The 12,505-nt window shown below is 55.5% G+C and carries 13 protein-coding genes and 1 tRNA gene; all 14 read right to left on the bottom strand.

All coding sequences use genetic code 11. The features are described from left to right. Positions 1–5 precede the first annotated feature (5 nt). Positions 6–497, bottom strand: coding sequence for an NADH-quinone oxidoreductase subunit NuoI (gene nuoI / locus THINI_RS07280; RefSeq protein ID WP_002707988.1), 492 nt, complete (start codon positions 495–497; stop codon positions 6–8). Between the two features lies 1 nt (position 498). Then, entirely contained in the window at positions 499–1,578 is a 1,080-nt protein-coding gene (nuoH, locus tag THINI_RS07285) for an NADH-quinone oxidoreductase subunit NuoH (protein ID WP_002707989.1), read from the bottom strand. Between the two features lie 4 nt (positions 1,579–1,582). Continuing rightward, complete coding sequence (nuoG, locus tag THINI_RS07290; protein ID WP_002707990.1) at positions 1,583–3,889, bottom strand: NADH-quinone oxidoreductase subunit NuoG; 2,307 nt, start codon at positions 3,887–3,889, stop codon at positions 1,583–1,585. Positions 3,890–3,892: 3 nt separating this feature from the next. Then, positions 3,893–5,173, bottom strand: coding sequence for an NADH-quinone oxidoreductase subunit NuoF (nuoF, locus tag THINI_RS07295; RefSeq protein ID WP_002707991.1), 1,281 nt, complete (start codon positions 5,171–5,173; stop codon positions 3,893–3,895). A 4-nt stretch (positions 5,174–5,177) separates the two neighbouring features. Then, positions 5,178–5,684 (bottom strand): NADH-quinone oxidoreductase subunit NuoE family protein, encoded by a 507-nt coding sequence (locus THINI_RS07300; protein ID WP_002707992.1) that lies wholly within the window; start codon positions 5,682–5,684, stop codon positions 5,178–5,180. Then, complete coding sequence (locus THINI_RS07305) at positions 5,684–6,937, bottom strand: NADH-quinone oxidoreductase subunit D (protein WP_002707993.1); 1,254 nt, start codon at positions 6,935–6,937, stop codon at positions 5,684–5,686. The genes THINI_RS07300 and THINI_RS07305 overlap by 1 nt, the downstream gene beginning before the upstream one ends. Beyond that, a complete protein-coding gene (locus THINI_RS07310) occupies positions 6,937–7,650 on the bottom strand; it encodes an NADH-quinone oxidoreductase subunit C (protein ID WP_002707994.1) in 714 nt (237 codons plus the stop codon). Before THINI_RS07310 ends, THINI_RS07305 begins: the two co-directional genes overlap by 1 nt. Positions 7,651–7,653: 3 nt before the next feature. Next, a complete protein-coding gene (locus THINI_RS07315) occupies positions 7,654–8,130 on the bottom strand; it encodes a NuoB/complex I 20 kDa subunit family protein (protein WP_002707995.1) in 477 nt (158 codons plus the stop codon). After that, positions 8,121–8,477, bottom strand: a complete 357-nt coding sequence (gene ndhC / locus THINI_RS07320) for an NADH-quinone oxidoreductase subunit A (protein WP_002707996.1) — start codon at positions 8,475–8,477, stop codon at positions 8,121–8,123. Before ndhC ends, THINI_RS07315 begins: the two co-directional genes overlap by 10 nt. A gap of 369 nt (positions 8,478–8,846) precedes the next feature. Continuing rightward, positions 8,847–8,931, bottom strand: a tRNA-Leu gene (locus tag THINI_RS07325). A gap of 27 nt (positions 8,932–8,958) precedes the next feature. Next, on the bottom strand, positions 8,959–9,456 hold the full coding sequence (secG, locus tag THINI_RS07330; RefSeq protein WP_002707997.1) for a preprotein translocase subunit SecG: 498 nt from the start codon (positions 9,454–9,456) through the stop codon (positions 8,959–8,961). A 17-nt stretch (positions 9,457–9,473) separates the two neighbouring features. After that, positions 9,474–10,226: a triose-phosphate isomerase gene (gene tpiA, locus THINI_RS07335; RefSeq protein ID WP_002707998.1), complete on the bottom strand. Its 753-nt coding sequence runs from the start codon at positions 10,224–10,226 to the stop codon at positions 9,474–9,476. Between the two features lie 77 nt (positions 10,227–10,303). Next, complete coding sequence (glmM, locus tag THINI_RS07340) at positions 10,304–11,638, bottom strand: phosphoglucosamine mutase (RefSeq protein ID WP_002707999.1); 1,335 nt, start codon at positions 11,636–11,638, stop codon at positions 10,304–10,306. 8 nt (positions 11,639–11,646) lie between these two features. Further along, on the bottom strand, positions 11,647–12,474 hold the full coding sequence (folP, locus tag THINI_RS07345; RefSeq protein WP_002708000.1) for a dihydropteroate synthase: 828 nt from the start codon (positions 12,472–12,474) through the stop codon (positions 11,647–11,649). Positions 12,475–12,505: the final 31 nt, after the last annotated feature.

Raw genomic sequence — 12,505 nt, forward strand, 5'->3', positions numbered from 1 at the left:
CTGCCTTATCGATATGGTGCGTCGGCTGCTTTCATCTTGGCGATGTCGGCTTCGTACTTGTCGCCAATGGCCAGCAGCTTGTCTTTGGTCTGGATGTTCTCGCCGCGATTCTCGAAGTGGTACTCGAAAATATTGGTTTCGACGATGGCATCCACCGGGCAGGCTTCCTCACAGAAACCGCAGTAGATGCACTTGAACATGTCGATATCGTAACGGGTGGTACGGCGCGTGCCGTCCGGGCGCTCTTCCAGATCAATCGTGATCGCCAGTGCAGGACACACCGCTTCGCACAGTTTGCAGGCAATGCAGCGTTCTTCCCCATTCGGGTAGCGGCGCAGCGCATGATGCCCACGGAAACGCGGCGAAATCGGCGTTTTTTCTTCCGGATACTGGATTGTGAACTTGCGCTCAAACAGATACTTGCCCGTTACGCTCATGCCCTGCATCAATTCCCGCAGGGTGAACGACTTGAGGTAATGTTTCAGGTTAAAACCCATCTCAACCTCCATGCAGCCAAGGCTGCCAACCGAGAGCGACTGCCAGCCCTTCGCCAAAAATCCACACCAGCGTCACCGGGATCAGGATTTTCCAGCCCAGCCGCATGATCTGGTCATAGCGGTAACGCGGGAAAGTGGCGCGGAACCAGAAGAACAGCAGCATAAAGAACGATGCCTTCAACAGCAGCCAGTGAACACCATCACCGAACAATAAGCCGATAACCGGTGTATCCGTCAGGAATGTCAGCCCCTGGAACGGCGACAACCAGCCACCCAGGAACATCAGTGAAGTCAGCGCCGCGATCAGCCACATATTGGCGTATTCCGCGAGGAAGAAAATCGAGAACGCCATGCCGGAATATTCCACATGGAAACCCGCCACAATCTCGGATTCACCTTCTGCCACGTCGAACGGCGCACGGTTGGTTTCCGCCACCCCGGAAATGAAATACACCAGAAACAGCCCAAACAGCGGCCACACAAACCAGCTGAAAATGCTGCCGGATTGCGCCATCACGATGTCGCCCAGATTCAGGCTGCCGGACGCCATCAGCACCCCAACCAGCGCAAAGCCCATGGCGATTTCGTAGGAAACCATCTGCGCCCCGATCCGCAGCGCCGATAGTTGCGCGTACTTGGAGTTGGATGCCCAACCTGCGAGGATAACGCCATACACGCCCAGCGAAGTCAGCGCCAGCAGGAACAACAGGCCGGCATTCACATTCGCCAGCACCATGCCATCACTGAACGGGATTACCGCCCAAGCTGCGAACGCAGGCCCCATCGCCAGCAACGGCGCGATCAGGAACAGGAAGCGGTTGGATTTGGCCGGAACCACAATTTCCTTGAAGATCAGCTTGAACATGTCCGCAAACGGCTGCAACAAGCCCTTGAAGCCTACCCGGTTCGGCCCCATACGCACCTGCATATACCCGATAATCTTGCGTTCGGCGTAAGTCGCGTAAGCCACCAGCAGGATCAGCGGCAGGATGATCGCCACAATCTTAAGCACGATCATCACCAGCAACGCTAGCCAGTCCGGCAGGAAGCTGGATAACAGGTTGTTCAGAAATTCGACCATTCTATTACCCCGCCTTTGCTATCTGGATGGAACCGAAGGCTGCACCCAATACGCTGGATACTTCGATACCGGACTGCAAGCCTGCGCAACCTGCCGGGATGCCTGCATCGACAGCGGCAGGCAGCGTGATGGAAACACCGTTTTGCGTCACCTTGACGGTATCGCCAGCGGCAACACCCAGCTTGTCGGCATCCGCCGGATTCAGGCTGACCGCAGCTTCCGGCATCATGGCCTGCAAGGCTTTGGCGCGGCGTACCAGCGGGTCAACGCGGTACATTTCCACATCGCCGATGCGTTGGAAATCTCCGGAAGAAACCCCTCCCGACCTCCCCTTATCAGGGGAGGAGGAAAATCCGTTATCGGCATTGTTGCAGACTTCTACGCCATGCAGTTCCAACTTCAGTTCAGCGGTGATTTCTTCAGTCGTTACCCAGTCAAACTCGGGTACACCGGCGTTGTTACCGAGGACGCGCAAAATTTTCCAGGTAGGGCGTGCATCACCCAGAGGTTCAGTTACGCCCTTGAAAGATTGCCAGTAACCGGCGGCATTGATGAAAGTGCCGGATGTTTCGGCAAACGTCGTGCCCGGCAGTAGCACGGTTGCATACTTGCGGGTCACGTCATCCGCAAACGGTGAAATCACGATCACGTTGTCGGCAGCAGAGAATGCCTGCATCGCCTGCTGCGGATTGGCAAAATCACCCAGCTCTGCATTCAGCAATACGAAAGTGCGGGTGTTGTCGTGCAACACTTCATTGACCGGAGCACCAGGCTGCTTGAGTTCGCGGCCTGCGGACAAACGATGCGGTACGACACCGGCAACCCACGCCCCGACGCTGTTGGCACTTTCCGCCAGATAACCGAATTTAGCGCCAGTCTGTTTGGCAATCTCGCTAGCCAACGCCCGTAAGGATGCAAAATCAGGATGCTGGGCTGCCACGTTACCCAACAGCACCACCGCATTTTCAGCGTCTTTCAGCACTTTCATCACCGGATGACCAGCGTCACCCGCCATCGCAGCCAGTGTTTGCAGCATATCCGCCGGAGCCACCGCCTGCTGGTCGATGTCGTAGTTGAAATCGAAAGCGCGTGGGTTCAACGCCATGACTTGCCCGCCGTTCAACGCAGCCTTGCGGATGCGGTGGTTCAGCATTGGCTGTTCCTGACGCACGTTGGAACCAATCAGGAAGACGGCGTTTTGCTGCTCCAACTCGGCGGTTTCCATGCCCAGATACGGGCAAACCGGCGCAGCGTTCTGGTCGCTGAAATCGGTCTGGCGCAGACGATGGTCGATGTTGCGCACATTTAGTCCGCGCATCAGGCGCTGGAACAGATAGAGTTCTTCCAGCGTGGACGTAGCATTTGCCAACGCTGCGGTTGCTTCCGGGTTAGCCGCACGCAGGATTTCAGCGGTCGCTTCCAGAGCCTGTTGCCAGCCGACCTCCTGCCATTCGCCGTTACGCTTGAGCATCGGCTTGCTGATACGGTCAGGGCTGTTAATGCCTTGATAGCTGAAACGGTCACGATCAGAAATCCAGCATTCGTTGATGGCTTCGTTGTCGCGCGGCACGGCACGCACCACTTCCTTACGGAAGGTATGGACGTGGATGTTGGAACCAACCGAGTCATGCGGGGCGATGGAATCGTGCGATTTCATTTCCCAAGCACGCGCCTTGTAGCGGGAAGGCTTAGCGGTCAACGCACCGACCGGGCACAGGTCGATGACGTTGCCGGAGAGTTCAGACTTGAGTGACTTTTCGATGTAAGTGCCGATTTCCAGACGGTCGCCGCGCCCTACCCCGCCCATTTCGCGCATCCCGGCGATTTCGTCGCCGAAGCGCACGCAGCGGGTACACTGGATGCAGCGGGTCATTTCGGTTTCGATCAGCGGGCCGATGTCCTTGTCTTTGACGACGCGCTTGATTTCAGCGTATTGGGATTTGTTGCTGCCGTAGCCGACGGAGACATCCTGCAACTCACATTCACCGCCCTGATCGCAGATCGGGCAATCCAGCGGGTGATTAATCAGCAGGAACTCCATGATGCCTTTCTGTGCGTCTTTCGCTTTCTGCGAGCGCGTCCAAAACTTCATGCCCGCGTTGACCGGCGTGGCGCAGGCGGGAACCGGCTTCCAGGATTTTTCCATTTCCACCAGACACATGCGGCAGTTAGCAGCAACTGACAGTTTCTTGTGATAACAGAAACGTGGAATGCTGATCCCGTTGTCGTCGGCCACTTCGATCAGCATCGCGCCTTTGCGTGCTTGTACCGGCTGGTCGTTAATCTCGATTGTGACGAATTCTTCTGCCATGTATTACCCCTTCGCCACCATGCTACGCCCGTGCTCGACGTAGTATTCAAATTCTGCGCGGAAGTTTTTGACGAAACTCCACACGGGCATCGCCGCCGCTTCACCCAGTGCGCAGATGGAGCGCCCTTCGATGTTGTGGGAAATTTCTTCCAGCCGCGTAACGTCTTCCGGCTTACCCTTGCCTTCCACGATGCGGGTCAGCATCCGGTACAACCAGCCGGTACCTTCGCGGCATGGCGTGCATTGGCCACAGGATTCGGAGAAGTAGAAGCGCGAAATGCGTTGCAACACCTTCACCATGTCGGTGGTTTCATCCATCACGATCACCGCGCCGGAGCCGAGGTAGGAACCTGCCTTGGCGATGGTGTCGTAGTCCATGGTCAGGCCCATCATCACATCGCCGGGCAGCACTGGCACCGAAGAACCACCGGGGATAACCGCTTTCAGCTTGTGGCCGTTGCGCACCCCGCCAGCCATTGCCAGCAGCTCAGGGAACGGTGTGCCCATCGGAATCTCGAAGTTGCCCGGATTATTCAGGTGGCCGGACATGGAAAACAGCTTTTCGCCCCCGGAATTCTTCACGCCCATATCGGCAAACCATTTGCCGCCGTTGCGCAGGATGATCGGAATGGAGGAAAGCGTTTCCGTATTGTTGATGGTGGTCGGGCGACCGTACAGGCCGAAGCTGGCCGGGAACGGCGGCTTGAAACGCGGCTGGCCTTTCTTGCCTTCCAGTGATTCCAGCAGTGCGGTTTCTTCGCCGCACACGTAAGCGCCCGCACCCAGCGTGCCGTGCAGGTCGAAATCGACACCGGAACCCTGAATATTTTTACCCAGCAAGCCGAGTTCGTAGGCTTCCCTCACCGCCTGCTCGAAGCGGATGAAAGGCTCATCCATGAACTCGCCGCGCATGTAGTTATAGCCAACCGTCGCGCCGATGCTGTAACCGGCAATCGCCATGCCCTCCACCAGTGCGTGCGGGTTGAAGCGCAGGATGTCACGATCCTTGCAAGTACCCGGCTCAGATTCGTCCGAGTTGCAGACGATGTATTTCTGACCCGGCATCTTGCGTGGCATGAAACTCCACTTCATACCGGTCGGGAAGCCTGCACCGCCACGACCACGCAGGCCGGAATCCTTGATTTCTTCGATGATGTTTTCGGCAGACGTTTTTTCCTCGAGGATTTTTCTCCACGCCTGATAGCCGCCCGTTTTTAGGTAGCTCTCCAGCGTGTGCGCCTGGTCGCCGAATTGTTTGGTGATGAAACAGACCTGATTTGCCATGCGATTACTCCAGTCCGTCCAGAATCTCATCCACCTTTTCCGGGGTGAGATCGGTGTGGTACACGTGGTTGACCTGCATCATCGGGGCGCTGCTGCACGCGGCCAGGCATTCTTCTTCCACCTTGAGGAAGAATTTGCCGTCGGGTGTGGATTCGCCCAGCTTGATGCCAAGTTTGTTTTCGACATGTTCCAGAATCTGGTCGGAACCGCACAACATGCAAGAAACATTGGTGCAAACCGAAATGCTGTATTTCGCCGCTGCCTTTTGGTCAAGTTCATACATAGAGTAGAAACTGGCAACTTCGTATACGGCGATTTCCGGCAGGCCAAGGTAGTCGGCAACCGCGTCCATTTTTTCACGTGAAAGATAATGGTCTTCATGCATGACGGCGCGTAAAGCTGCCAGCAGCGCGGACTGTTTTTTGTCTTCGGGATAGCGCTTAATCCAAGCGTCAATATCTTCACGCTCGTGATGGCTGAGCCGGTCGCGTTTGCGTTTGAGTTCAGTCATCAGCGGTCAACCTCCCCGAATACGATGTCTTGTGTGCCGATGATGGCTACTACGTCCGCCAGCATGTGGCCTTTGGACATTTCGTCCATGCCGGACAGATGGGCGAAACCCGGTGCGCGGATTTTCAGGCGGTAAGGTTTGTTAGCACCATCCGAGACGATGTAGCAACCGAACTCGCCTTTCGGATGCTCAACAGCAGCGTAAGCTTCGCCTGCCGGAAGGCAGTAACCTTCAGTCATCAGCTTGAAGTGCTGAATTAGCGCTTCCATATCTTCTTTCATGTCGGTGCGCTTGGGCGGCGCGACCTTACTGTCTTCCAGCATGACCGGCCCCGGATTTTTGCGCAGCCAAGCAATGCACTGTTTGATAATACGGTTGGATTGACGCATTTCTTCCACCCGTACCAGATAGCGGTCGTAGCTATCGCCTTGCACGCCAACCGGAATATCGAAGTCCATTTTGTCGTAAGCGGCGTAAGGTTGTTTCTTACGCAAATCCCATTCGATACCTGAGCCACGCAACATCGGCCCGGAGAACCCCAATTGCAGGGCGCGTTCCGGAGAAACCACACCGATGCCGACCAGACGTTGTTTCCAGATACGGTTGTCAGTCAGCAGGGTTTCGTATTCGTCCACATAGCCGGGGAAACGGTTGGTAAAGTCTTCCAGGAAGTCCAGCAACGAGCCGCCACGGTTGGCGTTCAGGCGTTTGGCTTCGGCTTCCGAACGGAAACGGTTGGACTGGAACTGCGGCATGGAATCCGGCAGGTCTCGGTACACGCCACCCGGACGGTAATAGGTTGCGTGCAAACGTGCGCCGGAGACGGCCTCATACGCATCCATCAAATCTTCACGCTCGCGGAATGCGTACAGGAACATGGTCATCGCGCCCACGTCCAGCGCATGAGCACCGATCCACAACAGGTGGTTGAGGATGCGGGTAACTTCGTCGAATAAGGTGCGGATGTAGAGCGCACGTTCCGGCGCGGTAATCCCCAGCAGCTTTTCGATCGCCAGCACATAACCGTGTTCGTTACACATCATGGATACGTAATCGAGACGATCCATGTAACCGATACTTTGGTTGTAAGGCTTGCTCTCCGCCAGCTTTTCCGTGCCACGGTGCAGCAAGCCAATGTGCGGGTCGGCACGGACGATGGTTTCACCATCCATTTCCAGTACCAAGCGCAGCACACCATGCGCAGCGGGGTGAGCCGGACCAAAGTTCAGCGTAAAGTTGCGAATTTCAGGCATTAGTCATCACGCTCCTCTGCCGGGGAGAATCGTTGATCATTACGGATGGTACGCGGAACCAACACACGCGGATCAATGGAGACAGGTTCGTAAATCACCCGCTTTTGCTCGGCGTCGTAGCGCATTTCCACCTGCCCGATCAGCGGGAAATCCTTGCGGAAAGGGTGGCCGACAAAACCATAATCGGTGAGGATACGGCGCAGGTCAGGGTGGCCGCTGAACATGATGCCGAACAGGTCGAAGGCTTCACGCTCATACCAGTTGGCGGAACTCCAGATTTCGACCAGCGAAGGAATGACCGGGAAAGCATTATCTGCACACCAGGTGCGTACCCGGATACGCATATTACGGGAAACGGATAGCAAATGAATGACTACTGCGTAGCGTTTACCCTGGACTTCCGGCTGCTCTTCCTGCTCGCCGAAGTCGAACGGGTCAGCGTCATCTGCCTGTACCGCGCGGCTAAAACCACTGCGGGTTGCGGTCGTCACATCCCACTCGGCATCGCCATAAGTCAGGTAGTCAACACCACACAAATCGGTCAGTTGCGCACAATCCAGCATGTCGTCATGGCGCAGGAAACGGGCAACCTCGATCCAGTGTGAAGCAGGCACTTCCAGCGTCAATTCGCCCACCGTCAGACTGGCTCCTGACAACTTGTCGCCCAGCCCTTCCTTGAGGTAATCCCGGATGAATTCGAGTGATACAGTCATGAATTATCGCGCTATGGTATTGGTTCGACGGATTTTGTTCTGCAACTGGATGATGCCATACAGCAGCGCCTCAGCAGTCGGTGGGCAACCCGGCACGTAAATATCGACCGGCACCACGCGGTCGCAACCGCGCACGACTGCATAGGAGTAATGGTAATACCCCCCCCCGTTGGCACAGGAACCCATGGAAATCACCCAGCGCGGCTCTGCCATCTGGTCATAGACCTTGCGCAATGCCGGAGCCATCTTGTTGGTCAGCGTACCCGCCACGATCATCACGTCAGACTGGCGTGGGCTGGGACGGAACACGATGCCGAAACGGTCAAGGTCGTAACGTGAAGCCCCTGCGTGCATCATTTCCACCGCGCAACAGGCCAGACCAAACGTCATCGGCCACAATGAGCCGGTACGTGCCCAGTTGATCAGGGCATCGGCTGTCGTGGTGACGAAGCCTTTTTCCAGAACTCCCTCTACTCCCATTCCAGCGCCCCTTTCTTCCATTCGTAAACGAAACCGACAATCAGGATAGTCAGGAAAATACCCATGGCGATAATCCCTGGAACGCCAATGGTGTCAAGCACCACTGCCCAAGGGAACAAAAAGGCAATTTCCAGGTCGAAGATGATGAACAGGATGGCAACGAGATAATAGCGCACGTCAAATTTCATACGCGCGTCTTCAAACGCGGGGAAGCCGCATTCAAAGGGCGAATCTTTCTCAGCATCCGGTCGACGCGGCCCTGCCAGCAAACCCAACCCCAGCAATACTACTGCCAAAGCAAAGCCAACTGCCAGAAACACGAGAATAGGAAGGTATTCTCCTAGCATGGTAACTCCTGGTGCAAACCGTTCGTGCCTCTCTCTCACTTCCGGTTATCTGTCGTCATGATCACAAATCCACACGATTTGTGCCATTGTTCATTATCAACCGAATATAACGGTGCATGAACAACAGATTAACTCCCCAAAGTGGGTATTGTCAGTATATCAGCAATACAGAGTTTTGGGGCATGTGAAGCCACTATCATGGTATCTAGCAATGCATAAACATGACTGTCGACAATATACCTCAAAGTGGATAGATTCAAAGTAAATATTCCATAAAAATGTCGACAATTATCATGCAAAACCATGTATCGCGTTAGACGCACAAAAAAAAAGCCCGTTACTTTTGAGTAACGGGCTTTTTTTTGCGTATGGTACCGACGACCGGACTCGAACCGGTACAGCTTTCGCCACTACCCCCTCAAGATAGCGTGTCTACCAATTCCACCACGTCGGCAAAGCAGGCGGGCATATTACCCTAGTCTTACTTGTCTTGCACGGACTTTTCATCCGCCGCAGGCAGTTCCTTCGCTTCAGCACCAGCAACCGGTTTGTCTTCGGCTGTAGCCGCAGGCGGAACATCTGTCTTGACCTGTTCCGCATCTGGCGCGGGAGGCACATCAGAACCAGCCGCATCAGTGCCCGGTACTGGCGGAACATCACCGGCAGCTACGGGCGATTCCACCGCCTGCTGGGTTTTGGACTCCAGCTGCGCGGCAGAGTCCATGATGCTGCCATTTTCTATCGTCCGCCCGGAAGCCAGGAACGCCAGAGCAATGGAGTTCAGGAAGAAAACCGTCGCCAAAATCGCCGTGGTGCGGCTCAAGAAGTTAGCGGAACCCCGCGCCCCAAACACCGTACCCGAAGCGCCGCTACCAAATGCAGCCCCAGCATCCGCGCCTTTACCCTGCTGCATCAGCACCAATACGATGATACCGACAGACACAACGATCTGAACAATCAGTAAGACATTATATAACATAAAGTTTTTGCTTAACCTTAATTACCGGCTTGGCAAATGGCCAGAAATTCTTTCGCATCCAGGGATGCGCCACCAATCAGGCCACCGTCAATATCCGGCATTGCAAACAATTCAGCGGCATTCGCGCCCTTGACGCTACCGCCATATAAAATTTGTACTTTTTCCGCCACGTTTGCATTCAGCGCAGCCAGCTTACCACGGATGAAAGCGTGCACATCCTGCGCCTGCTGCGGGCTGGCTGTTTTGCCAGTTCCGATAGCCCAGACAGGTTCGTAGGCAATCACGCCATCAACCAAGGCTTCCACCCCTTCCAAAGCGATCACAGCATCCAGCTGACGGGCAACTACCTGCTCGGTAATGCCACCTTCGCGTTCTTCCAGCGTCTCGCCCACGCACAGGATGGGTTTCAAGCCATGCTTGCGGGCAGCAGCAAACTTGCGGGCAGTATCTTCATCCTTTTCACCGTACAACGCACGGCGTTCGGAGTGGCCGACAATGGCGTATCCACAGCCAAATTCATTCAGCATCGGGCCGGAGACTTCGCCGGTAAATGCGCCGGAGTCCTGATCCGCAATGTCCTGGGAACCCAAGCCAACCTTGCTGCCAACCAGCAAACCCTGCGTCATCGGAATGTAAACATAGGGCGCGCATACGGCAACACCAACGTTATTCATACCATCCATACCAGCCAGAATCCCACCCACCAAGGCTTCGATACTTGCCTTGGAACCGTTCAGTTTCCAGTTACCTGCTACCAGTTTTTGACGCATGATTTCACCTCTCCTTCAAAGCAAGGGCGAAAGAGTACCTGCATAAAGCGTGGAAATCAATCTTCATTCCGGGCAGGTCAGGCAGCGGCGCGGACAGCACTGGCGATTTCCTCTGCCAGCTGGGCTGTTTCCTGCCCGTCTTCACCTTCCACCATGACGCGGATCAGCGGCTCAGTGCCGGAAGCGCGCAACAACACCCGACCCCGGTTACCCAGTTGCTGCTCAACCTGACGTACTGCATCCTGAATACCCACTGACTCTTCCAGATTGATCTTTTGCCGGGTAGGCACATTAACCAGGGTTTGCGGGTATTTGGACATAACCTTTTTCAGGTCACGCAGGGGCTTACCGGAAACATTCATGGCGCGCAGCACCTGCAAGGCGGCAATAATGCCATCCCCCGTCGTAATGAAATTGCGCACAATGATATGGCCGGACGATTCCCCCCCTAACTCACAGCCATGCTGGTTCATCAGCTCCAACACATAGCGGTCGCCAACATTGGCCCGATAGAACGGCACATCCAGCGCCTGAATGGATTTCTCCAACCCCAGATTACTCATCAGGGTTCCAACCACCCCGCCCTGCAATTTGCCTTCCGCGTGACGCTGATGGGTAATGATCGCCAGGATTTCATCGCCATCCACAAGCTGTCCACGATGGTCAACCATGATCAACCGGTCACCATCACCATCCAGGGCAATCCCGGCATCAGCTCGGTAGCGTGATACGGCCTCCTGCAAGCTATCCACATGGGTTGCACCACAGCTGTCGTTGATATTCAAACCATCAGGGTCATTGCCAATGGCAATCACTTCCGCACCCAGCTCACTGAATACATCCGGCGCTACGTGATAGGTGGCACCATTCGCGCAATCCACCACCAGGCGCAAGCCCTTGAGGGAAACGGCATTAGGCAGGGCACGTTTGCAGAATTCAATATAACGTCCGGCAGCGTCCTTGGCGCGTTCAACCTTGCCAAGCTCGTCGGATGAAACAGTCTTGAAATCTTTTTCCAGCCAGCTTTCGATTTCTTCCTCCACTGCATCCGGAAGTTTGGTGCCATCACCAGAGAAGAACTTGAGGCCGTTGTCATCGTAAGGGTTATGGGAGGCACTAATAACAATACCAGCTGAAGCACGGAACGCGCGGGTGAGGTAGGCCACCGCTGGCGTTGGCATCGGCCCCAGCAAACGGATGTTGACACCTGCCGCCACCAGCCCGGCTTGCAGGGCGGACTCCAGCATGTAACCGGAAATGCGCGTATCCTTGCCAATTAGCACCAGTGGATGCCCATTGGTAGCCAGCACTTTGCCAGCCGCCCAGCCCAGTTTCAGCACAAAGTCTGGCGTCATCGGATAACGGCCGATTTTGCCGCGGATACCATCCGTACCGAAATATTTCCTTCCCATTTTTCCCGTCAACCTCGTTGTTGATTGCTTATGACAGCAGCCACCAGCTTGATGGCGTCGGCTGTCGCCAATACATCATGCACCCTAAGAATACTCGCGCCCTTCATTGCCGCGATAACTGCTGCGGCTACGCTGCCATACAGCCGCCCATCTACCGGGCGATTACCCAGCAATGCACCGATCATGGATTTGCGTGAAATGCCCGCCAATATCGGCAAGCCAAGCGATGAAAACTCATCCAGCCTGCTTAACAGCGCCACATTGTGCTGCAAATTTTTGCCAAATCCAAACCCAGGGTCAAGTATTAGCCTCTCCCGTGCAATCCCCACCTGCCCACAAGCCGCTATCCGCTCGACAAAAAAACGGCTGATGTCTTGCACAACATCATGATAGTGGGGAGATTGCTGCATGGTGCGTGGCTGCCCCTGCATGTGCATCAGGCAAACCGGAACCCGCAGACGGGAGCAAGCCTCCAGCGCCCCCGGCTCCTGCAAGGCACGTACATCATTGACCATATCAGCACCAGCCCCAACTGCCGCCAACATCACTTCGGGTTTGCTAGTATCAACCGACACCACTACCTCAAAGCGCTCACGGATAGCGGCAATTACCGGCACAACCCGATCCAGTTCCGCCTGCACCGACACCGGCTGCGCACCGGGACGGGTGGATTCGCCGCCTACATCAATGATGTCAGCGCCGTCCACCAGCATCTGCTCGACCTGCCGCAGAGCGGCCTCCCGCTGCTGGAACAAGCCGCCATCAGAAAATGAATCCGGGGTGACATTAAGGATGCCCATTACCTGGATGGAGGACTCAATCGTCTGCCACGCCATCTTACCTACCAAAGAAAAAGGCGCGGATTCA

The sequence above is a fragment of the Thiothrix nivea DSM 5205 genome, assembly GCF_000260135.1.
GTDB lineage: Bacteria > Pseudomonadota > Gammaproteobacteria > Thiotrichales > Thiotrichaceae > Thiothrix > Thiothrix nivea.